General features: G+C 45.2%; 22 protein-coding genes, 1 tRNA gene, 1 pseudogene and 1 other annotated feature. Of the genes and pseudogenes, 19 read left to right on the forward strand and 5 right to left on the reverse strand.

Going from position 1 to position 21,461, the window contains the following annotated elements:
* Positions 1-258: 258 nt before the first annotated feature.
* Positions 259-1,437, forward strand: a complete 1,179-nt coding sequence (locus ACU70B_RS07075) for a hypothetical protein (protein ID WP_447185646.1) — start codon at positions 259-261, stop codon at positions 1,435-1,437.
* Positions 1,438-1,512: 75 nt separating this feature from the next.
* On the opposite strand, the gene ACU70B_RS07080 is transcribed toward ACU70B_RS07075, so the two are convergent.
* Complete coding sequence (locus tag ACU70B_RS07080; protein ID WP_447185647.1) at positions 1,513-1,782, reverse strand: hypothetical protein; 270 nt, start codon at positions 1,780-1,782, stop codon at positions 1,513-1,515.
* Positions 1,783-1,888: 106 nt separating this feature from the next.
* Between ACU70B_RS07080 and ACU70B_RS07085 the strand changes: the two genes are divergently transcribed.
* The 5 genes and pseudogenes from ACU70B_RS07085 (at position 1,889) to ACU70B_RS07105 (ending at position 4,485) form a co-directional block, all read left to right on the forward strand.
* Positions 1,889-2,977, forward strand: coding sequence for a mechanosensitive ion channel family protein (locus ACU70B_RS07085; protein WP_447185648.1), 1,089 nt, complete (start codon positions 1,889-1,891; stop codon positions 2,975-2,977).
* 124 nt (positions 2,978-3,101) lie between these two features.
* Entirely contained in the window at positions 3,102-3,266 is a 165-nt protein-coding gene (locus tag ACU70B_RS07090) for a hypothetical protein (RefSeq protein ID WP_447185649.1), read from the forward strand.
* A gap of 63 nt (positions 3,267-3,329) precedes the next feature.
* Positions 3,330-3,533 carry a DUF1657 domain-containing protein gene (locus tag ACU70B_RS07095; RefSeq protein ID WP_447185650.1) on the forward strand — a complete coding sequence of 68 codons (204 nt, stop codon included), beginning with the start codon at positions 3,330-3,332 and terminating at the stop codon, positions 3,531-3,533.
* Between the two features lie 202 nt (positions 3,534-3,735).
* Positions 3,736-4,299, forward strand: a pseudogene (locus tag ACU70B_RS07100) (IS3 family transposase); the annotation flags it as partial.
* A 93-nt stretch (positions 4,300-4,392) separates the two neighbouring features.
* Complete coding sequence (locus ACU70B_RS07105; RefSeq protein ID WP_447185722.1) at positions 4,393-4,485, forward strand: hypothetical protein; 93 nt, start codon at positions 4,393-4,395, stop codon at positions 4,483-4,485.
* A gap of 51 nt (positions 4,486-4,536) precedes the next feature.
* Here the strand turns inward: ACU70B_RS07105 and ACU70B_RS07110 are convergent, their stop codons facing one another.
* Together ACU70B_RS07110 and ACU70B_RS07115 are read right to left on the reverse strand one after the other, a co-directional pair.
* A complete protein-coding gene (locus tag ACU70B_RS07110; protein WP_447185651.1) occupies positions 4,537-6,069 on the reverse strand; it encodes an IS3 family transposase in 1,533 nt (510 codons plus the stop codon).
* A 345-nt stretch (positions 6,070-6,414) separates the two neighbouring features.
* Entirely contained in the window at positions 6,415-7,638 is a 1,224-nt protein-coding gene (locus ACU70B_RS07115) for an IS110 family RNA-guided transposase (protein ID WP_447182946.1), read from the reverse strand.
* Between the two features lie 303 nt (positions 7,639-7,941).
* Between ACU70B_RS07115 and ACU70B_RS07120 the strand changes: the two genes are divergently transcribed.
* Both ACU70B_RS07120 and ACU70B_RS07125 read left to right on the forward strand, forming a co-directional pair.
* Complete coding sequence (locus ACU70B_RS07120) at positions 7,942-8,556, forward strand: hypothetical protein (RefSeq protein WP_447185652.1); 615 nt, start codon at positions 7,942-7,944, stop codon at positions 8,554-8,556.
* A 149-nt stretch (positions 8,557-8,705) separates the two neighbouring features.
* Positions 8,706-8,903 carry a hypothetical protein gene (locus ACU70B_RS07125; RefSeq protein ID WP_447185653.1) on the forward strand — a complete coding sequence of 66 codons (198 nt, stop codon included), beginning with the start codon at positions 8,706-8,708 and terminating at the stop codon, positions 8,901-8,903.
* Positions 8,904-9,185: 282 nt separating this feature from the next.
* On the opposite strand, the gene ACU70B_RS07130 is transcribed toward ACU70B_RS07125, so the two are convergent.
* Positions 9,186-9,262: transfer RNA gene (locus tag ACU70B_RS07130), tRNA-Lys, on the reverse strand.
* 203 nt (positions 9,263-9,465) lie between these two features.
* On the opposite strand from ACU70B_RS07130, the gene ACU70B_RS07135 reads away from it, so the two are divergent.
* From ACU70B_RS07135 to ACU70B_RS07145, 3 genes are all read left to right on the forward strand, one after another.
* On the forward strand, positions 9,466-9,756 hold the full coding sequence (locus ACU70B_RS07135; protein ID WP_447185654.1) for a phasin family protein: 291 nt from the start codon (positions 9,466-9,468) through the stop codon (positions 9,754-9,756).
* Positions 9,757-9,836: 80 nt separating this feature from the next.
* Complete coding sequence (locus tag ACU70B_RS07140; protein ID WP_447185655.1) at positions 9,837-11,495, forward strand: ABC1 kinase family protein; 1,659 nt, start codon at positions 9,837-9,839, stop codon at positions 11,493-11,495.
* 86 nt (positions 11,496-11,581) lie between these two features.
* Positions 11,582-12,718 (forward strand): sulfatase-like hydrolase/transferase, encoded by a 1,137-nt coding sequence (locus ACU70B_RS07145; RefSeq protein ID WP_447185656.1) that lies wholly within the window; start codon positions 11,582-11,584, stop codon positions 12,716-12,718.
* Between the two features lies 1 nt (position 12,719).
* Here the strand turns inward: ACU70B_RS07145 and ACU70B_RS07150 are convergent, their stop codons facing one another.
* Complete coding sequence (locus tag ACU70B_RS07150; protein ID WP_447185657.1) at positions 12,720-12,941, reverse strand: hypothetical protein; 222 nt, start codon at positions 12,939-12,941, stop codon at positions 12,720-12,722.
* 174 nt (positions 12,942-13,115) lie between these two features.
* Positions 13,116-13,315: a binding site (T-box leader), on the forward strand.
* Between the two features lie 171 nt (positions 13,316-13,486).
* Between ACU70B_RS07150 and ACU70B_RS07155 the strand changes: the two genes are divergently transcribed.
* From ACU70B_RS07155 to speE, 8 genes are all read left to right on the forward strand, one after another.
* Positions 13,487-13,975: an Lrp/AsnC family transcriptional regulator gene (locus tag ACU70B_RS07155; RefSeq protein WP_447185658.1), complete on the forward strand. Its 489-nt coding sequence runs from the start codon at positions 13,487-13,489 to the stop codon at positions 13,973-13,975.
* Between the two features lie 14 nt (positions 13,976-13,989).
* Positions 13,990-15,156: an aminotransferase class I/II-fold pyridoxal phosphate-dependent enzyme gene (locus ACU70B_RS07160; RefSeq protein ID WP_447185723.1), complete on the forward strand. Its 1,167-nt coding sequence runs from the start codon at positions 13,990-13,992 to the stop codon at positions 15,154-15,156.
* Between the two features lie 141 nt (positions 15,157-15,297).
* Positions 15,298-15,774, forward strand: coding sequence for a hypothetical protein (locus tag ACU70B_RS07165; protein ID WP_447185659.1), 477 nt, complete (start codon positions 15,298-15,300; stop codon positions 15,772-15,774).
* A gap of 34 nt (positions 15,775-15,808) precedes the next feature.
* Complete coding sequence (locus ACU70B_RS07170; RefSeq protein ID WP_447185660.1) at positions 15,809-17,383, forward strand: MBL fold metallo-hydrolase RNA specificity domain-containing protein; 1,575 nt, start codon at positions 15,809-15,811, stop codon at positions 17,381-17,383.
* Between the two features lie 247 nt (positions 17,384-17,630).
* Complete coding sequence (locus ACU70B_RS07175) at positions 17,631-18,812, forward strand: DnaD domain-containing protein (RefSeq protein WP_447185661.1); 1,182 nt, start codon at positions 17,631-17,633, stop codon at positions 18,810-18,812.
* 50 nt (positions 18,813-18,862) lie between these two features.
* Positions 18,863-20,218, forward strand: a complete 1,356-nt coding sequence (locus tag ACU70B_RS07180) for a replicative DNA helicase (RefSeq protein WP_447185662.1) — start codon at positions 18,863-18,865, stop codon at positions 20,216-20,218.
* On the forward strand, positions 20,218-20,523 hold the full coding sequence (locus tag ACU70B_RS07185) for a hypothetical protein (protein WP_447185663.1): 306 nt from the start codon (positions 20,218-20,220) through the stop codon (positions 20,521-20,523). The genes ACU70B_RS07180 and ACU70B_RS07185 overlap by 1 nt, the downstream gene beginning before the upstream one ends.
* Before the next feature lie 95 nt (positions 20,524-20,618).
* Positions 20,619-21,452, forward strand: a complete 834-nt coding sequence (gene speE / locus ACU70B_RS07190; RefSeq protein ID WP_447185664.1) for a polyamine aminopropyltransferase — start codon at positions 20,619-20,621, stop codon at positions 21,450-21,452.
* Positions 21,453-21,461 lie beyond the last annotated feature (9 nt).

Below are 21,461 nucleotides of genomic sequence, written 5' to 3' on the forward strand. Positions count from 1 at the left end.
TCTTTTTTATGGCGGTATGCCAGACCGCCGTGCTTAAAATTAAGGCCCAAGCTCCAAGGAGTACAGCCTTTGCTAAAACCTCTCCCCGGCGTTGACAAATAGGTCTATAACAGTAAACTGAAAGAAAGCTCTATTGCAATAGACTGAAGAGGGGTGCAACACATGGAAAGATATAAGCTGTACCGCTTTTCTTGATGCAAGGAGAATTTCCCCCAAGGAGGCGGAGGAACTGAAGCGTATTATTGAGGAGGCGGTAAAATGAGCACCTTGCAAGGAATGTTTACTGCCGTCCTGAATATGAGCATCACAGCATCCTATGCGGCCGTCGGCGTGATACTTGTGTGCATGCTGTTGAAAAAATCCGGACTTTGGAGGGCAAATCCTCTTGCCTTTGGTGAAAGCCATGTAGAGACCCGGACCAAAAACATATTGAATTATAAAAAACCTGCATTTTGGCTGATCATCGCGGTCTTTTTGACAGTTGCGGTAGCGGTGCTGGCATTTGCAGCCAACCCTCAAAAGCCCTTCGATTTAGAAAGAACAAAAGCTCAAGCCATGCGGTTTTCAACGGACGAAACCGACCTGCTCAAAATTGGAGAAGCCGCTTTTAATCATTACTATACCTCCTACCTGGGTAATGACATTCCTGAGCCATACCGCATCACCGAATTCAAGCTGAACGCTATTTCCCTTGTGGCAGGCGATGAAAAGGAATTCTGCGTGTGGACCGTCTCTGATTATTCTACTCCGGGGTTGCACTTTCTGAGTGCCAACGGTAATTTCGAGCCTACTGATAGCGGATACAGGTGTGAAGGCGACGGCAAAGAATTTCGAATAAAGGGCTTGGGGAATAATGCCTATCAGATTGTAAGCATCGGTACAGGCGGTGGGGCGCAGGGGCTGCAAGAAAATGCTTCGCGGTATAAGGGGCTGGAACCGACTGCAGCTGCATGGCGCCCGGAACAAAGCGTAGGCGCTGATATGGCTGTTCTTGATTACGCATCGGATGACATTGTAATTTTCCATGGATACTTCGGGCTTTATGTTTATGATTTAAATAAATTGCAAATTGTCCGCAGTTTGGATTTGGCGCCGATAAAATGCAATGCAACCCAGGGCGACAATTACTGTGAGGTTGCCGTCAGTATGGACGGCAATGCGGTGCAGTTGCATCCCCTGAACAGCAAAAATATGTATCTCTATGATGTGGCTGACAACAAGCTGTATGAAACCGGCTATAAGCCGCTGCAAAAGCCGTTTGGACGATTGGTGCCGCTGGAAGAGGCGGTTGCTACCGAAACCGGGAATTACAGCTATAACGCGGTCAAATTTGCCACGGGTGAGTATGGCCTGCTTCACGTTTATGACTGGACTCTCGGCACCTTGTCTTATTCACGTGCCGATATGATGTATGCACTGTTCCAAGTTAAGGAATAGGCCGGGAAAGCAGCCGTATAATCCTTTGGCGGCCTTCTCCTGCCGGTATCTAGCGCTTATGCTTCCCCGGCTGCATCACATACGCTTATGGATTGGCCGCCAAAGAATATCATCCTCGCGCGGATGGTCCGGGCTGATACAATAGAAGTGGTAGCTTTTGGCTGCTTCCCGGTACTCGTAAAAAGGCTTGCTGAGATGATAAATAATGTATATGATACTGGCTGTAGATATAAATACGGTTAACAGGTAAAGCTGCTTACCGCTTAAAAACAATGCGTAAACTGCCAGTTCAAGCAGCAAAATAGAGCATAATAAATAGGTGAAAAGCCATCGTATCGTTTTCAAATGGTTTGACCTCCTGTTAGCTACTAACTGGATTATTAACGGATGAAGGCCAATCCATACCTTCGCAAGAGACGATCTCTATCATTACTTTAAATAGGAGATAACTATGTTAGCTGATTATGCAAACCAGATGACCGATCTCAGCATCCGAGTATTCAACTATGAAAATCTGCAATATGCGGTTATGGCATTGCTGATATTTTTAACCTTTCTGTTTTTGCAGAAGTTGTTTTCCTGCTACCTGTTCAAATGGCTGCTCAAGATCAGTCAACGCACCGGCCACACCCTGGATGACAAGCTGTTGCTGGCCTTCAAAAGACCCATCCAGGCACTGATTATTATACTGGGCCTTTATATGGCTCTGTTGTATCTTCCGCTGCCGTTGGCGGTGGATGCTTTTGTTCACCGGCTTTTCCGCTCGAGCCTGGTGGTAATCCTGGCCTGGGGTTTTTACGACCTCACCGGCAACAATTCTCTGTTATCGGAAGAACTTAAAGAAAAACTGAACCTGGACAGCATGCTGATCCCGTTCTTCTCCAATGTGGTCCGTTTCGTAATTTTAGCCCTGGCAATAGTAATCGTGGCTCAGGAGTGGAACTATGATGTTAATGGATTTATTGCCGGCCTGGGACTGGGGGGGCTGGCCTTTGCCCTGGCAGCCAAGGATGCCTTGGCCAATATCTTCGGGGGGATCGTAATCATCATGGAAAAACCGTTTGTCATCGGTGACTGGATAGCTGCCTCCAGCGTGGAAGGAACGGTTGAAAACATATCCTTTCGCAGCACCAAGATACGGTCATTTTCCCAGTCCTTGATTACCATACCTAATTCCATGCTGGCGGGGGAGGCCATTACCAACCATAGTCGTATGGGCAAACGTCGGATAAACTTTTATTTAGGTATCACCTATGATACCCCCAGGAATAAAGTAGAATCATGCATTCAACGTATTAAACAAATGTTGGTACAACACCATGGGATACATCCGGAGACGGTTTTGGTATATTTTGAAATATTCAATGAAAGCAGCCTGGATATTATGATATATTGCTTTACCAATACTACGGTTTGGGCAGAATACCTGGAGGTAAAACAGGATATTAATCTTAAAATCATGGAGATTCTGGAAGAGGAAGGGGTATCCATCGCCTTTCCCAGCCGCACTATTTATCTGGAGCAGGATAAGCTGCAATAGAATATATGCAGAGGTAGATGCGGTCCGCTAATACCAGACCGGTTTTTCAAAAATGGGTACATTATTATTGGTGCAGGTGGGAAAGTTAATCATCAGGAGATTTGCTGATAAAGGTGAGAATAGTATGCCCGGATTCTATATTGTAAGTGAGTACGGTTATGTTTTGCCGATGCCGTATAGTTCATATGAATCAGCGATGGCCAATTGCGACATTAACGAGCTGGTTTACCTGGCGGATAGCCTGGAGGATTTGGAACAGAGCCTGGACTTCTCTGAAAACATGGAATAGCAACCATGATAATATGGCATAATATACGGGAATATTAAATTATGTCATGTGAGGTGTTAAAAAGTGACTGTTCAGAGTGATTTGAAGAAAGCCATAGCATCAGCCCAATCGGCCAAGGGAACCTACCTGATGAACGCTGAATCTACTGAAGATCAGTCGGCCAAGGACAGATACCAGCAAATGGCGTCGGACATCGAAAAGCACCTGGAATATCTCAATAGCCGTCTGCAATATTTGAGCAGCAGCTATGGACAATCATACGAGTAACTTTCCGTCTGTTTCGTTTGATACACGGTAAAACCTGCGGGGCCAAAATGAAAAAGGAGAGAAATGAAATTTCTCTCCTTTTAAAATGGCCGATTATAGGTTTAGTATGGTGGGCCATACAGGAATCGAACCTGTAACCTTCTGATTAAGAGTCAGCTGAAATAAGCCTCAAATAACATCATACATTGTTTGAACAGACCGAAGCAAACGTAATCTTGAACATCGTATCTATCCGTATTTGTTACGTGGTTTAATAATTGATCATCCTAACCAGATCTGGGGTATTGATATTACATACATACGTCTTAAAGGCGGCTGGATGTACCTGGTGGCTATTATTGATCTATTTTCCCGTTATGTTGTAGCTTGGGACATGGATCAGAGTATGGAAATAGGCTTTGTATTAAGAACGGTTCAAACTGCGCTTAATAAAGCCAAACCTGAAATAATGAACAGCGACCAGGGCAGCCACTTTACCAGTCCAAAATATATAGAACTGCTGGAGTCAGCCGGTATCACTATCAGCATGGACGGGAAAGGCCGCGCAACCGATAACAATTTCCTAGAACGTCTCTGACGATCACTCAAATATGAGGATATCTATATTAAAGAGTAGCAACGCCGCGAGAAGCCAGAAAAGGAATTAATAATTTGGCTGAACTTATGTAACAATTATAGACCACATCAGTCATTGACGTATCAAACCCCGGCAGAAGTCTATTTCAGCGACAAAGAGGAAATGCCTATACTTCAAGAAGTGCATTAGATCCGGCAGTTAATGCCACAGATTTATTACATCTAATAAAAGTCCAGAAGATTGGGAGATATCCTGGGTAATCCGCCTATTACCACTGCCATAGTGGATCGTCTTATCCACAAAATTGAAGTGATCTACTTAACCGGAGACAGTTACCGGATAAAGCACCGCCAAACCATTTTTGGCAGCAACTAGGTGTCCAAAGTTATTTATCATTTTGGAGGTGCGGACGTTTTTTTGGACACCTTAGGCGGCCAAACCAAGGCTTCGCCTATATTCCAACGGACTCATCGCACCCAAAGAAAGTTTGATCCTCTTCTCATTATACCAGACCAAATATTCGTCAAGGATATCCATGAATTCCTCTATGCTGACCCCTGTCCATGATCTATTGTAGAACATCTCGTTCTTGAGCCTGCCGAAGAATCCCTCACAAGCTGCGTTGTCGGGCGAGCAGCCCTTCTTTGACATCGAGCGTTGAAGACCCGCTTTTTCCATTCGTGATATCCACCCAGGCCAACGATAATGGCCGCCCCGATCTGAATGCACCAGCGGATGTTCACCTTCTTTCAGGGTTTCTGTCGCGCGGTCAAGCATGCTGTTGACCAAATCGGCATCAGGGCTAGTCCCTATAGACCAGCTTGGCAGCAACCCATCAAAACAATCCACAATTGGGGAAAGATATACTTTCCCAGCAGGGATAGCGAATTCCGTTATGTCCGTGAGCCATTTGACTTTCGGCCCATCCGCATGGAAATTGCGCTCGATTAAGTTGTCTGCGCCCGGAGTCTTCTCGCCTTGGTACGAACTGTATTTCCGCCTCCTTTTTTGGAAAACAACAAGCTCGGATTCCCCCATTATACGTCGCACAACCTTTTCGGAAACGCGTGTTTCTTCTCGCGCAAGCAAAGCATGGATTCGTCGGTAGCCATATCGTCCACCGTTCTCCCCAAACAACTCTATGATACGGCGCCTCAGTTCTTCGTATTTGCCTGGAATTGACGCGAGCTTTCGATGGTAAAAGTAACTGCTGCGTGGCATTCCTAGACACGCAAGCACTTCCTTCAACGGATACTCATTTCTCAGGGCGTCGGCCAGAATAGCCTCCTCTTTGTTTGTTAGGTTCTTCGGATCGACGCCCGGATCTTTTTTTATAATCTCTGCTGTCCTTTCCAAAATGGCCTTTTCAAGCTTCAGTCCTTTAATCTGACGTTTCAGCGATTCGATTTCGGATAAAAGGGCATCCTTGTTATCGGGGAGCGGTTTGTCCTCTGCCTCAGGCATCGTTATGCTATCCTCCTTGCCGAGCAGATCGTTTTTCCAGTTGTATAGTGCCTCTCGGGTGACGCCATATTCCCTGGCGATTTCTTTAGCATTGCCGGTTCTGGTGCATAGTGCAATTACGGCTTCTTTCTTCTGCTCTTGAGTGCATTGTACACCTCCAACACGCTTTTTGCGACTTCCTGGTGCCAACTCATCACACCATAATCTGAGTGCCTCCTTAGAGGGGTACCCCAGTAATCTTACCGTCCTTGATAAATTGCGACCATGCTCAAAATAGTGTTCTACAGCAGCTATCTTCTGCTCTAGTGAATATTTCGAGCATCGTGAATATCGATCCCACAAGATCCCAGTCTCTTGTTCTTTTAGATATGCTTTATACCATCTCGGCAATAATCCACGGCTTGGATAGCCAAGTTCATGAATTACAGCAGCTATACTTTTATCATACTTGATGTATAGCTCAATTGCCTTCATGCGCTCTTCTCTTGAATACATACGGACACCCTCCTGTCTCTATCAGGGTCCAAGATTTTGTCCGCACCTCCTCTGCTGCAAATCCCAGAATCGCGTCATTCAGATCGATATATGTAGTTTTTAGGCTGTCAGATGTAATAAATGGAAAATATTATAGATATTGACTGATTTAAGTGGTATTATAGATGCATCGTACGAAATCTAATTACAGCTGTTAGGGAGGGAATAAATTACTATATTTTGATTACTAAGATTATCACCAGAGTGATTCGCAATTATCGGGGGATATCCCCAAACATATTAAGACGTGCTATGAAAAGTCAATAGGTTTAAAAAAGTTCTTTGACAATCACATAGAGATTCCGGTTACCCATTGGGGTTTGTGGGCGACCAGGTATAATTCGGGTCAAAGGGGCGATTTTCTTTCCAAAGAGAATAGATCAAATGCACCAAACGCCGCGCTACAGCTCCGGTAGCCACACTCGAATGCTTGCCCTGGCTGCACTTCAATTCGTAAAAAGCTTTCAGTTCCGGATTGAATCTGCGGGCCGAAACGGCAGCCAGCCATAGGCTGTTGCGTAAAACAGGGGAGCCCCGTTTAGACATCCGATTACGGGTGCCCTCAAACTGACCCGAAGAGCGAACCGTAGCATCAATACCGGCATAAGCCACCAAAGCCTTGGCATTAGGGAATCGACTAATATCGCCCACCTCGCCAATGATGGCAGCAGCCAGTACAGGACCGATGCCAGGAATGGTCTCCAGAACATGGCGGTAAGGCGTATCAGGGCTGGGGCGCATTTCCTCCATGACCTGGTTGATGGCTTCCTCAATGACAGCGATCTGATCTTCAATGAATTCAACCTGTTCAACCATAAGGCGGAGTTCTAGAGTAAAAGCGTCCAAGGCCAGGTTAATCCCAAACGTACCCTTGGCCAAAGCCTGAATCTGTTCAGCCCGTTCTGCACCGAGGCGGCCGCGGGAGTGCTGCTTAAGAAAGCCAGTCAATTCTGAGATATCCAACTCGGCGATTTCCTCGGGTTCACAATAGCGCTTAAGCAATTCCTTGGAAGTGCGAATAAAGACATTAGAAAAGCACTTGGGGTATTCAGGAAAGATCCGGTCGAGGATACCAAGCACCCTGTTCTTTAAAGCGCCGATCTGGTGCACAAATTCAATTCGAATACGAGAGAGGGTTTGCAGCTTCATTACCGTTTCCGAAGCCAGATTGGCTTCAGGGGCAAGACCAAGACGCAGCATCTCAGCCAGGAGCAAAGCATCCTTCTCATCAGTTTTGATTTTGCGAATGTAGAGATTGCGCAGGGCATCAGACTGAATAGGATTAATAACGCTAACCTTATAGTCCAGCTCCTTAAGATGGCAATAGAGAGCTAACCAGTAATGCCCGGTAGCTTCCATGCAGAACCGAACTCCATCAGGAGCAACTTCTAAACCATTGATCGCTTGCAAAAGCTTTTCAAACCCCTTGTGAGTATTCTCGATAAAAATCTGCAAAACCGGTTTACCTGTCTCATCAACCAGGCAAAGCTCGTGACGGTGCTTGGCGATGTCAATACCTGCATAGAACATACTAACCCCTACTTTCACAAAATACGGCAGGTTCCCTTTAGCCCCTACGAGCCTCAACCTTGCGCGTAACTCGCAGCATGCGGCAAGCCGCATCAACAACGTGCTCATTCGAGTCCTCTCGTACGGGTGGGGCTTCACTCTTAATTTCGGGACAGAGCAATACTTCCCAAGGAGGACCTTCGAAGCCCCCTGCCTTTACGAGAATATTTATCCGAGTTACCCCGGAATTCCTATGTGATTGTCAAAAGAACTAAGCTTTTTGATTTAGGTACGTCTAACTACAATGTACAAGGAGGCTGTATAATGACAATCAAATTTACGAATTTCAATAAAACTATAACTACTATTTTTTTAGTGCTGACATTATGTTTTATGAGTCTTGCATCTTTTGCTTCCCTTGCATGTGCAAGTGAAGCAAAATCATACGATGATATTTATGCGGAATATAACTTAAAGACAATATCACCTTCGGAAGTTCCTGAATACATTCAACCTATAGAAATAACCAGCGATACACAATTGGTTGAATTATTAGAAAATGCTAAGGTACACGCAACAGAACAAAAGACTACAACTACATATATTGGTGAAGAAAATGTAAAGGTAATGGCAACTCGCGGAACATCGCAGGTTCTTGCAAATTCCTGCGATTTTTCGATGGGACAACTCCAATTATGGGCAAGTATAACTACCAATGGTTATGAAGTTACTAAAGCAACGGAATACACACAAACCACTGGATTCCATTTAGGAGTTGAATATCATCAATCAGGCGGAGATGCAGAAATAACAAGTAGCAAAAAGGATGTTTATGTTTGGACTAATGGAACAATTGATTACTATTTATTGATAAATGGTATAATTAAGCTGTATTCACAACCTATATCAATGGACGGATATATAATGGTATTCCACTAAGCAAAATTCAAATCTTGTAAACATGCAAATATGTCCGTCACCTAATTGTACGTGCAACTAGGTGAGGCAGCACAATAAAAACGTATCTTAAAATTGTGCTTAGAAAAGCCAATAATGTTTGGAATAGCGAAAAAAGGGGAGGCTGTTTTATGGGGGTTAACGCTCCTTTGCTTTGGACATTATTTAATGTATTTTTAATAATATTGATTTTTTACTGTTTATTTGCTGCCTACAAAAAATTTATTGAAAAGGCTGAACGGGAAGAGGAAATTAGTAATAAATTAGATGAAATAATTCAATTAAATAAAAAGATTATTAATCATTTATCCTCGAAAAAACCTAGTTAATCAAAATAGGGCTAACAGGGGGGGGGGACTGACCCCTTAAATATTGGAAACTCTTAATATCTGGCGAATACTTAATAATTGAAAATCTATTTTAACTGGCTTTGCCAGGTTAGCAATTAAACTCGAACTGGCTTGATGTTCAGAGCATTTTGCTGTAGCAGCGGAAAAATAATAATGTTTTGAAATGAATAACTCCTTAAAAGCTGGGAGGAAAAGGGATTAAACTTGATAGAAATAAAAACAACAGGGCCGTTAAAAGCCCTGTATTTCTTTGTTCTTTTATGGTGGGCCATACAGGAATCGAACCTGTAACCTTCTGATTAAGAGTCAGCTGCTCTGCCTAGTTGAGCTAATGGCCCGTATTTTTTGCCGCAATTGATATTATACAATCACTTGCAGCGAAAATCAATATTGTGTGAGGATAAAATCAATTTTTACAGGTCCGAATCGGAGTGTATTATTATAGGAGCAGTTTCGTATAGAATATTGGATATGGCATAAGATAGTATATGGCGACAAGTTATGGTATGCTAACCGTAAATACTGGATAAGGAGGTTGCTGATGGGTATGATGAGAAAAGCTTTTCTTCTTGGGCTGGGGGCTATGAGCATAACCCGGGAAAAGGCAGAACGTTATTATAATGAAATGATAGAAAAAGGACATATGAGTAAAGAAGAGGCTCGTCAATTTGTGGAAGATGCCATCAAAAAAGGTGAAGAAGAGCGGAAAGAGATGAAGAACTTTATCCGGGAGGAAATGGGGGAATTGAAAAAGGATTTCTCCGTGGTGAGCCGCTCCGAGTTTGAAGCCTTGGAAGCAAGGGTAAAAGAACTGGAACAGAAGCTTTCCTAAGTCATTGCAGCATCAGAGGTCTTCAACTGCCGGAAAACCGGCAGTTGTTTGTTTTAACAACATTTCCGGAGGGAGTATAGTTGCGATTTACAGCTTTCCAGCACTTGGCTCACATACCCCGCTACCGGGAAGTGGCCAATATATTTATCAGGCATGGATTTGGATTTCTATTCGACCGCATATCGCCGTGGAAGTTTAAAAGGGAACAACCCGCCGAGCAAGAATTGCGGGGTATTAGTGCTGCCCGGCAACTCCGGGCGGCATTCGAGGAACTGGGACCTACCTATGTGAAATTAGGTCAGTTGCTGAGTACCAGGCCGGATTTATTGGCTCCGGAATTTATCCGGGAGTTTGAAAAGCTTCAGGATAATGTTCCGCCGATTTTATATGCTGATATACGTTCGGTTTGCGCCGGAGAAGGTATTGACATCGATGGGGATTTTGCCTGTTTCGATCATGAACCTCTGGGCGCCGCCTCCATAGCTCAGGTTCATAAGGCTGAGCTTAAAAATGGGCAAAAAGTTGTGGTCAAAGTCCAGCGTCCCGGAATCGACCGGCTGATTGAAAACGACCTGGACATTTTAATGGAAATTGCCCGGATTCTGGAACGCAGAACTGACTGGGGGCGTTTGTATCGCATCACTGAGATAGTGGACGAACTGGGGCAGGCTATTTTAAATGAAGTGGATTTTCGCAAAGAAGCCCGTAATGCCGATATTTTTTACCGCAACTTCAGGCAGGAAAAGCATGTGGTTGTTCCCAGGGTTTTCTGGGATTATTCTTCCGGGAAGGTTTTGACTTTGGAGTATCTGGAAGGAATAAAGATTTCCGATCCGGTGGGGCTGAAGAAAGCGGGCTACGATCCGGTCAGGATTGCTACCAATCTGGTTGATGCGCTGTTCAAACAGGTGTATGAGCACGGATTTTTCCACGCTGACCCCCATCCTGGAAATCTGGCCGTAGTAGATGGGGAAGGAATCATCTTTTATGATTTTGGCCAGGTAGGGGTAATGGATCGGGCTACCCGGGAAAAAGCGATGGATCTATTGGTGGGCATGATGAGGTATGACGTCAATGCCGTAACCAGAGCGTTGCTTGACATCGGCATAGGTTCCCAGTCTGTCAATCAGGCTGAATTTCGGCGGGATATATCCCGCCTGCAGCAGAAATACTATGGGTTGCCGCTCTCCCAGATCAGCATAGGCGAGGCCTTGGCGGAACTGGTTGAATTATCATTCAAGTATCAGGTACGGATACCGGCTGAACTGTCTTTGCTGGTCAAAATGCTCATGACGGTAGAGAATATGGTATCCCAGTTGGATCCGCAGTTGAGCATAGTGGATATTGCTGAACCTTACGGGAAAAAAGTAATCCGGCAGAGGTTTTCTATGGAAAACATCAAGGAAAGGGTGGGCAATTTGCTGATAGATTACACCGGACTGGCCCAAACCCTTCCCCGGGATGTGGACAACGTTCTTAGGATGCTGGAAGCCGGTGAAATCAAGGTGCAGATGGAGCACCATAACCTTTATAAATTGGCCAACAAAGTTGACATCCTTTCCAACCGCCTGGCTCTGGCTATAATTTTAGCCAGCATTATAATCGGAACCTCATTGGTAGCGGAAGAGAGCAGAAGCAATATATTGAGCCGTTTTCCTCTGGTTGAAGCCGGTTTTTTAGTGGGGATATTACTGGGCCTGGGATTGGTCTATTCCATATTCAAAAGCGGACGCTATTAACGATTGCCTTCTAAGTTGACCCTTGAGGTATATTAACCGCTTCCGGTCAATATAAATTAATCAGATAAGGCGGGAGGTGGTTGAATATGAGGCATTGGTTCCCCGGACTGATGCTGGCACTCGTTTTCACATTAGCGGCAGGCATTAGTTCTGCTGATGCCGGGCCCCAACCCTTGCAGCAGATTTTTATCATAAGTGTGGATGGTTTGAATTATGAAGGTTATGTAAGCGCCCCGGTACACAATATGAAGCACCTGGCCGACGAAGGGGTTTTTGATGAGAAATCCATGGCATTGCAGGTTGATACGGTGGAAGCAGCCGAGGCTTCACTTCTGACCGGCAGCTTCCCCCAGGACCACCAGCATATTACGGTAAAGGACAAAGTCCAAACCGAGACCTTGTGTGATATTGTCCGCAAAATGGGCAAGAAATTTGCTGTCATTGATGGATCGGGGGGGAAACTGCAGGCCTATGAAGAACGGGATAAAACTTATTACAGCGTAGCCAGCTGCGAGAGCGATGAGAAGGTGCTGGAACAGGCCTTGAAAACATTTAAGCAGGAAAGACCTTTTTTAAGCTATATATACTTAAACGATTGCCGCAATGCCCTCCTCAGCCTGGATGAGAAGGCCTATTATGAAACCGTAAAAAACTGCGACCAGGCTCTGGGCATGTTTGTGAACAATTTAAGGAAAGAAGATAACTATTACAATTCCCTGATAGTAGTTACTTCTGCCCGAGGTTCCTCTCCCAGCAACAATGTACCGCTCATAATCCATGGCCCGGGTTTAAAGAGCAACACCCGCATTAATAACAGTATGGTTATTGATATTGCCCCGACCATCTGCAAGCTCCTGAAAGCAGATCATCCGGCCAACAGCCGCGGAATCACGGCTGTTGATGCCCTGCTGCTGAGTCCGGAGGAGGAGCAACAAACCATACTTAAGTGGGCAGATTCCCTTAAATCAGATCGGATATCGGCCTGGAGCAAGTATTTTCAGCTGCAGGGTGAGCTTTACCAGACTATATATCAAATGACCTCCATCAAGGAGGAAAAGCAAAGTATTTTTAATTTTGTGGGAGAAAAAGAAGATACCATAAACCGGCTGAAAAACCAAATCAGAACAGAGAGGTTAATCTACCTGGGCATCTTTATCTGCATGCTGGCGGCCTATTTAGTTGAGTACCTGATGTTAAAGAAGAAATTTTTGCTCTTTAAGTAGACTAAATAGTTTTTTGCAGCAGGCGGTCAAGAACCCGGGCGAATTCCAGAATTCTCTGGCGCTCGAATTCATTGCTGAAGTGATGGCCTTCCAATTCATGCCGGGCAATGAGAATTGCATGGAATACCTTCTCCCGGAAGGTCATATCGCTGGAGCTGAAGTAGTCTTCCAGCCTGCGGGCTACCTGTAGTTCTTCATTGTTAAGAGACCATAATTTATCCATGATATATACCTCCCTTAGAAATCTAGAGTAATAATATGCAACGCTAAGGAAAATAGTTCAGAAAAACTTTACCCCTGCTGGGCATAACTGGCATGGTATTGACGGCTATTAATTTGCGTTCCGGTATTGACTCGGCCAACGGGTAATGATAGCATGTAGTACAATACAAAATAATCAAAAGCAATGACCAGAAGAGTAGCCTGTAATTGCTGCTGGCAGAGAGCCGGGTATGCTGGAAACCGGTAGCGGCATTCGGGTGAATGCCACCTGGGAGCGCCGGTGAAGAGCCGGACGGTTACAGACCGTTATCATAATTAAGCCGGGCACTGGCCAATTAGGGTGGTACCGCGGGAGAATGAGCTCTCGTCCCTTTGGGGGATGAGAGTTTTTTTATACCTTGGAACCCATGCCGGCAACCACAGATGAACCAGGTTAGCAGCATATTAGCGGGTTATGGGAGTAAAATTGTCCCCGCAGGAGGGGGTTAATCAGTGTAAAGCTTAATCATCCATGGTTTAGCAATAATTTTCAAGGAGGCAAGAGGAATGGAACTAGAAAAGCGAATTTTACGCTTGATCGAGAATGACGCCCAGCTAAATCCCAAAACCATAGCAACTATGTTGGGTGAAGACGAACAAAAAGTCGTTGCCGTTATTAAAAAGCTGGAGCGTGAAAAGTATATCCTGGGCTATAACACCATCATAAACTGGGAACGCCTGGGAGATGATGGAGTAACCGCGATGATAGACGTAAAGGTTACGCCTGAACGGGAAGTCGGCTTCAATAATGTTGCCGAGCGCATATGCCGGTTTCCCGAGGTGAGCTGCGTCTATCTGATGAGCGGCACCTACGACCTTTCCGTAATAGTGAGCGGAGACACCATGAAAGATATTTCCTGGTTTGTCTCCCATAAGCTGTCCACTCTGGACCAGGTGCAGAGTACCACCACCCATTTTATTCTCAAGCGCTATAAGCAGGAGAATTTTGTTTTTGAAGAACCGGAACAGGACAAAAGGCTGGTGGTTAGTCCGTGAGCAGCAAAGGCAATATGAATCAATATGTTTCCAGGGTGGTAAGAGATATCCCCCCTTCCGGCATCAGAAAATTTTTTGACCTGGTTACCCAAACCGAAGGGGTTATCTCCCTGGGGGTGGGGGAGCCCGATTTTGTGACTCCCTGGCATATCCGGGAAGCCTGCTTATATTCCCTGGAAAAGGGGTATACCATGTATACCTCCAATCTGGGGCTGCCGGAACTGCGGGAGGAAATCGCCGCCTATGAAAGCAGAAAGATCGGGGTAAACTATTCTCCGGAAGATGAGATACTGGTTACAGTCGGGGTCAGTGAAGCCGTGGACCTGGCCCTGAGGACTTTGGTCGAGCCGGGAGATGAGGTGCTGGTGCCTGAACCTTCCTATGTGTCCTATTCGCCTGGAACCACGCTGGCATATGGCAAACCGGTCTCCCTGATGACCTATGATGCTGATGAATACCGCCTGCGCCCGGATATTCTGGAAGCAGCCCTAACCCCGCGCAGCAAGGTGCTTATTTTGCCCTATCCTACCAACCCTACCGGCGGGATTATGAAGCACGACGACCTCAAGGCCCTGGTCGATATCATTATCAAGCACGATTTAATCGTATTATCAGATGAAATCTATTCCGAACTGACCTATGAGGGTGAACACGTATCTATTGCATCTTTTCCTGGCATGAAAGACCGCACCGTTGTATTTAACGGTTTTTCCAAGTCTTTCGCCATGACCGGCTGGCGTATCGGATATGCCTGCGGGCATCCGGAAATTATAAGCGCTATGAATAAGATCCATCAGTATACGATAATGTGCGCTCCCATTATGGCGCAGAAGGCGGCTATTGAAGCTCTGCGCCATGGGGAAGGGGAAATGAAAAAGATGATCGAGAACTATAACTATCGGCGCAAGCTTATGCTGGCCGGTTTTAAGGAGATCGGACTGTCATGTTTTGAACCCCGGGGGGCATTCTACTGCTTCCCTTCTATTGCCGGCAGCGGCATGAACAGTGAAGATTTCTGTGAGCAGCTCTTAAAGGAAGAACAGGTAGCGGTAGTGCCCGGCAATGCTTTTGGCAATTGCGGCGAAGGATACATCAGATGCTGCTATGCAGCCAGTGTCGGCAACATCGAAGAGGCGGTCGACAGGATAGGGCAATTCCTTTGTCGACATAGAAAAGGATAAATTACCATAATAATCAAGGCGCAATGATGAATTGTATCGAATGACATTGAATTAACCGCGAATAATACGATAAATAACTAAAGGATTTATGGAGCATCAGGTGGAAACCTCCTTTAATACTAAATTAAAGGGGGTTTTTACGTGCTCGGAGACATCACTGTTAATGAAGTAGAGATCCTTAATGCCTATCAGCTTCTTTCCCCTGCTTCGCGAAGAGAATTCAAGGATTATACCCGCTATCTTCTCTGCAAGCAGTATAAAAGAGAAGTAATGGCCGCCGTGTTTAATAATAAATTGTTGCATAACCTATTTCTCAGCCTGCTCCATATCATGGAAAAGGAAGAATTGAATCTGGAACAGGTGGCTAAAAGAGTTCTGCAAATCAAGGAATTATACTATGCTATATTTGAACAGGTACACTGTAAATACAGTGAGTTGGTTGAGGATTTGGACAGTAATGAAGTGGTGAAAGAATTCGCCCGTAATAGTTTTGCCAACTTGGATCGTGCCATAAGAAGTAAAAACCCGGATCTGATTCGATACGAAATAATAAATTTCTACCAGGAATTTAACAAATTGTCTAAAAAGAAGGACGCCCGTAATATAGTTGCTGTATAATTACAGTAACTAATTTTGAAAGCGGTGGAATTATATGAAGCTTAAATTTCTCGGGGCCGCCAAAACCGTTACCGGGTCGTTCTTTCTAATAGAAACGCAAAAAGCCCGCTTTGCTATAGATTGCGGGCTTTTTCAGGGCCCCAAGTCGCTGCAGGAACGTAATTATCATGATTTCCCGGTTGATCCCGCCAGCATAGATTTTCTCCTATTGACCCATGCCCATATAGACCATAGCGGTTTAATTCCCAAACTGTGTAAAAAGGGTTTTACCGGCCCCATATTTTGCAGCCAGGTGACGGAAGCATTATGCCGGGTCATGCTTCCTGATTCCGGGCATATACAGGAATCGGAAATTGAGCGCAAGAACCGCAAACTTAAGAGATCCGGCAAAGATTTGCTGGAGCCGATCTATACCTCCCAGGATGCCTTGCAGTGCCTCGCCCAGTTTCGCGCCCTGAATACCGATGAGATTATCAGCCTGAGTCCCAATATAGAGGTAAGACTTAGAACTGCCGGGCACATACTGGGAGCCTCGATTATTGAGCTCTGGGTGGAAGAAGACGGCAAAAAAAGCAAACTGGTCTTCAGCGGGGATTTAGGCAATATCAAACAGCCGATTGTTAAAGACCCGGCGATAATAGAAAGCGCCGATTATGTGATAATAGAATCTACCTATGGCAATCGTCTGCATGATGATCCGCCCAGCCGGGCCGGCGAATTATTGAAAGTTATTGATGAAACTATGCAGAAAGGCGGTAACCTGGTCATTCCCGCCTTTGCGGTGGAACGTACCCAGGATCTGCTGCATGACTTGATTCTGCTGGGCTCCCAAGGCAAGCTTGATCCCGGCATCAATATTTATATTGACAGCCCGTTGGCTATAGCTGCCACCGAGATTTTCCTGCAGCATCAAGACTGGTACGACGATGCTACCCGGTTGTTTATTAAAGACGGCGACCCTTTGCAGTATATCAATCTTAAGTATTCCCGCACTAAAGAAGAGTCAATGGAATTGAATGAGGTACGCCATAAAACCATAATCATATCAGCCAGCGGCATGTGTGAAGCGGGGAGGATAAAACACCACCTTAAACATAATCTGTGGCGCCCGGAGTCCACTATCCTCTTTGTGGGCTATCAGGCGGAGGGGACTCTGGGAAGGCGGATTTTAAACGGTGAAGAGATAGTAACCATTCATGGCGAAAGGGTAGCGGTAAAGGCTGACATAAGAAGGATTGAGGCTTACTCCGCCCATGCTGATAAAAACGGCCTGCTGGAATGGCTCAAGGGTTTTGTAGTTAAGCCCCGGGGAATATTTGTGGTTCACGGGGAAGAAGAAGCCCAGCTGGATTTTGCGGCAACTATTCAGCAGGAACTTAATTTACCGGTTTATATCCCTGATTGGCAGCAGGAATTTGATTTGGTAACTCCGGAAGAGATACACCCGCACTTTGTTTATACCGGCGCCGATATTGCTCAGGCACTGCAAGCAGAACAGGCGTACCTGCAGTTTTGCCTTAAGGTTAATGATATGTTCCGCGAGAACTGGAGCAGAGGTAATTACGACAAAATAATTGAATCGCTGCAAAAGATTTCAGCAATTGTTTAGTTTAATAGGAAGACCAGGTAGAAATGACCCGGCCTTCCTTTATTTTTGCTTAATAAAAATGATTACTGCCAGGCTTCACCAGTCAAGTTTTATATTTAGCAGTAGGTGACATTTACTCCCTCATGTCTCTTGGTTTTAAGGTTATATGCAGGGTTTTTGCTATATAACGCAAATTTTCATTCCTTGTTCGGCCGGAAATGCAAGTGTTATAATGCATGTACGTTATACCCTGGAGGATGGTAGAAATATGCAAAATAAATCTGTTTGGATAGAGATGCATCGTTGGAGCTTTGCCTGTCTTCCTGGCGTGATATTCAACTATGCCCAGGAATTGGAACTCGATATTGAAGATATCGGCATATTTACAGCTTTATTCTATACCTTGGAACAATCCCATCCACTGTACAGTTGTGGCATTACCGTAGGACAGGTTCTGCAGTTTTGCCCGATACTGAGCAAGCAAAAATTATCGCGTAAGCTTACCCGCCTGGAGCAAATGGGCGCTATCAAGGTTCATAAGGGCAGCGGAAGTTTTACCGATAAGGTGATTAGTCTGGAACCTTTAATGGACAAGCTGGAGATAATGGTGGCCCGGGATCATCCCCGCATTGATGTGAACCGCGATAATGCAGATATGCAGCAGACGTCGGAACAGGCTGAACATTTGCTGGACGAGTACCGGGAGCGCATAGTGCAACTGGAATTAGAGCTGGAAGAAGAAAAAGAGAAGAAGCTGGTTGACCTATCAGGTAAAAAAAGTAATGCCTTTAAGAAGGTAGCAGACTTTATTTCCAAGAAAACCGGCAATCTGATGAGTGTGAAAATGTCCAACGAATTGCACAAATGGCTGGATGAGATGGGCTTTACCCCGGAATTTCTGTTGTGTATGCTGGAATTGTGCTTTGAACGTCAAATCTTTAATCCCCGGGACATAAGTAAAATTGCGCGTGATCTTAAGGAATACTCTATCAGCACGGTTGAAGGACTGGAGATGTATTTTAAAAGCTATGTCGACAGCGAAAAATTTACCGCCTTGCGCCTTAATCAGTTTGACCCCGATGTTATTGACTTTGGCAATAATACTGGTATCGATATGAGTGCCAGCGCCCGTAAACGGGTGTATTACAAATGGCGATATGACTGGGGCTTTTCCCATGCCATGATTATGAAGGCGGGCGAGATCATGTGCCAGCGCACCCGTAATGGCGGTCTGGAGTACATAGACAGCGTTCTTAACAACTGGATGAGTAAAGAGATTCGCCGGGTGGAGGATGCGGACAAAGAATTGCAGGAGTATAAACAAAAGAACAAGAATGAGCGGATAGCGGGATCAGGAGCTTCGAAAAAGGGCATTACCCGAACAGCTTCCTCGGAATATGAGATTTATGTACCACCGGGAAGTTTGGAAGAATTTAAAACTAAGGTATAATAAAAACGGGGATAAATACCCCGTTTTGATTTTTGGGGATGGTGGTTCAAGTGTTAAACGATTTGCCCGAGGAATACCTTTTTGACCTGGAAAGTGAACAAAGAGTCCTATCAGCCATTTTGCACTCGGAAGATGCCTGCATAGAAGCCTACAATCTTTTAGCCGCCGGTGATTTTTATTCTCCTCGTAATGGGCTGTTATTTGAGTTATGCAGCAGCCTGTACCTGCGGGAAGTACGGCCTACTCTGGTGGAAGTGCTTAAGGAAGGCCATATATTAGGTTTGTTTACCAATCCCCGCGATATCGAAGAGTTAAAATATATAGCTGAACACTACATTGACGACGAGAATATAAAATACTGGATCAAAAAGATTAAAGATAAGTCACGGCTGCGCAAGTTTGTGGAATTCTTAAAGGCCAGTTATGAGATTCTGATGGAACAACAGGGCAGTGACGTGGAACAGATATTAATGGCAGCCGAAGACAAGCTGACCAATCTTACTGCCCTGGAGATAGATGACCACGTCGATACCCCGGCAGAAATGGCTAATCTGGGTTACGACGAGGTAGAGCGGCGTTTTCTGCGTTTCAAGGAAATCAGTGAAGTAAATAAGGGGCTAATTCCCCTGGATGGCCTGCCCACCGGTTTTGACAACTTGAATCATGTGACTCTGGGCTATAAGGCCGGGGATTTGGTTATTCTGGGAGCCCAGACGGGACATGGCAAGACTGCTTTTGCTTTACATACGGCTAAAGCTATTGCCGTGGACAGTAAAAAGAGTGTGTTATATTTAAATACCGAAATGAGCCGGGAGCAGATAGCGCTGCGCTGGGGATCGATACTGTCGTCGATTGAACATGACCGCATTCGCAGCGGCAATATAAACGAAACCGAATTGTCTATAATTCTGAATGCTTACTCACGCCTGCGGGACAGTGGTTTCTATTCATATCCCTGTCCTAACCTGACCCCGGAAAAAACTGTATCTATAGCCAGGAAGTTCAAGGCCCAGAAGAATATCGAGATGATGATTATAGACTATGTGGGCCGCATGGATAAGTTTGACCCGCGCCTGTCTGAGTGGCAGATACTGGAGCAGATAGTAAAGACCCAAAAGATGCTGGCGCAAAACCTTAAAATAGCGGTCATGTGTCTGGTTCAGCTCAATACTGACGGTACCCTGCAGGGAGCCCGGCGCATGAAAAATGAATGCGACCTGATGCTGAAGCTCGCCCCCATACCTAAAGAGGATTTTGAACTGGATGAGGAAATTAAAAAATACCTTAATCCCAATTATTACCTCATAATTGAAAAAAACCGGGACGGCCGCAGCGGAGTACGCATACCCGTAACCTTTGACCTGCAAAAACAGACTATGAAGGATGCGGAAAGGATCAGCAGGTAATGAATTTTGAAGAACAGAGCAAAAAAGTCTATGATGAAAGCGTCAGCCTCATTGCCGACCTGGGGTTTAGGCAGCGCATCAGCTTTGAAGAGATGAATTTTTTGCTCAGCCTGTTGGACACGGTGTTTGTCCATAAAAATAATCCTGGACTTACAGCCGCCTTGCGCCAATGGATACGAGACTACAGCGGCAGTGAAATTGATGCTATAATCAAGGCTACTTTAATCGCTGCTGATCTTAATGACCAGGAATCAGTACAACAATGCGTGCAGGCAGTTACGGAGCTCATGGAACATAGGCCATGAATTTGCAGGGGGAAACTATTTCCCCCTGCGGGCGGTATAGAGAGCAATTATACTTGGATTAAAAGTGAATTGTTTATGTTTAAAGGGGGTATTTGATGGGTGATTTCTGGTTCCATGAAAAGAACACGGATGGATACGAAGTAAAATGGAAGATTAATAAAATACTGCATCGGGAAAAGACTCCTTATCAGGAACTGGCAGTGGTGGAGACCCGGGAATGGGGTAAGGCCCTGATACTGGATGATGCCCTGCAGGTAAGCGAGAGGGATGAATTCATATACCACGAGATGATAGCCCATGTTCCCATGTATTCCCACCCCAGTCCGGAGGATGTCTTAATTATTGGCGGAGGAGACGGGGGGACGTTAAGGGAAGTCTGCAAGCATAAATGCCTGCAAAGTGTTGATATGGTGGAAATTGACGCCCGGGTGGTTAAGACCAGCAAGGAATATTTTCCTTTAATCGCATCAGCCTTTGATGATTCCAGGCTTAACCTGTATTTGCAGGATGGCATTGAGTTCGTTAAAAGTCCTCCCCGGAGATATGATCTGGTGATTGTAGATTCATCCGACCCGGTGGGGCCGGCCCAGCAGTTATTCACGCGTGAATTCTATATCAATATATATAATTGCCTGAAGGATGACGGAATGATGGTGGTACAGTCTGAATCGCCCCTGTTTTACCAGGATGTGTTCAGCTCGGTGTATCGTAATATAGGGTCTGTTTTCCCGATGGCCCAGGTTTATCTGGCCTGTATACCCACCTATGTTTCCGGTCCATGGAGTTTTACCATTGGCAGCAAGATACATAACCCTAAGCAAGCTCTAGGTGACAGAGGCGCTGTTAATGATTTAAAATATTATAATGATCAGGTACATGCGGCAGCATTTGCTTTGCCAAGATTTATAAAGGATATGCTGCTGGATTAATATTGGGCA

The organism is Syntrophomonas curvata, from assembly GCF_052976825.1.

What these genes read in the sequence shown, in the direction of transcription:
- ACU70B_RS07115 (WP_447182946.1), bottom strand. Translation starts at nt 7,638, where the DNA reads ATGTTCTATGCAGGTATTGACATCGCCAAGCACCGTCACGAGCTTTGC.
- ACU70B_RS07135 (WP_447185654.1), top strand. Translation starts at nt 9,466, where the DNA reads ATGGGTATGATGAGAAAAGCTTTTCTTCTTGGGCTGGGGGCTATGAGC.
- ACU70B_RS07155 (WP_447185658.1), top strand. Translation starts at nt 13,487, where the DNA reads ATGGAACTAGAAAAGCGAATTTTACGCTTGATCGAGAATGACGCCCAG.
- ACU70B_RS07090 (WP_447185649.1), top strand. Translation starts at nt 3,102, where the DNA reads ATGCCCGGATTCTATATTGTAAGTGAGTACGGTTATGTTTTGCCGATG.
- ACU70B_RS07160 (WP_447185723.1), top strand. Translation starts at nt 13,990, where the DNA reads ATGAATCAATATGTTTCCAGGGTGGTAAGAGATATCCCCCCTTCCGGC.
- ACU70B_RS07110 (WP_447185651.1), bottom strand. Translation starts at nt 6,069, where the DNA reads ATGTATTCAAGAGAAGAGCGCATGAAGGCAATTGAGCTATACATCAAG.
- ACU70B_RS07145 (WP_447185656.1), top strand. Translation starts at nt 11,582, where the DNA reads ATGAGGCATTGGTTCCCCGGACTGATGCTGGCACTCGTTTTCACATTA.
- ACU70B_RS07085 (WP_447185648.1), top strand. Translation starts at nt 1,889, where the DNA reads ATGTTAGCTGATTATGCAAACCAGATGACCGATCTCAGCATCCGAGTA.
- ACU70B_RS07075 (WP_447185646.1), top strand. Translation starts at nt 259, where the DNA reads ATGAGCACCTTGCAAGGAATGTTTACTGCCGTCCTGAATATGAGCATC.
- ACU70B_RS07125 (WP_447185653.1), top strand. Translation starts at nt 8,706, where the DNA reads ATGGGGGTTAACGCTCCTTTGCTTTGGACATTATTTAATGTATTTTTA.
- ACU70B_RS07120 (WP_447185652.1), top strand. Translation starts at nt 7,942, where the DNA reads ATGACAATCAAATTTACGAATTTCAATAAAACTATAACTACTATTTTT.
- ACU70B_RS07175 (WP_447185661.1), top strand. Translation starts at nt 17,631, where the DNA reads ATGCAAAATAAATCTGTTTGGATAGAGATGCATCGTTGGAGCTTTGCC.
- ACU70B_RS07150 (WP_447185657.1), bottom strand. Translation starts at nt 12,941, where the DNA reads ATGGATAAATTATGGTCTCTTAACAATGAAGAACTACAGGTAGCCCGC.
- speE (WP_447185664.1), top strand. Translation starts at nt 20,619, where the DNA reads ATGGGTGATTTCTGGTTCCATGAAAAGAACACGGATGGATACGAAGTA.
- ACU70B_RS07185 (WP_447185663.1), top strand. Translation starts at nt 20,218, where the DNA reads ATGAATTTTGAAGAACAGAGCAAAAAAGTCTATGATGAAAGCGTCAGC.
- ACU70B_RS07170 (WP_447185660.1), top strand. Translation starts at nt 15,809, where the DNA reads ATGAAGCTTAAATTTCTCGGGGCCGCCAAAACCGTTACCGGGTCGTTC.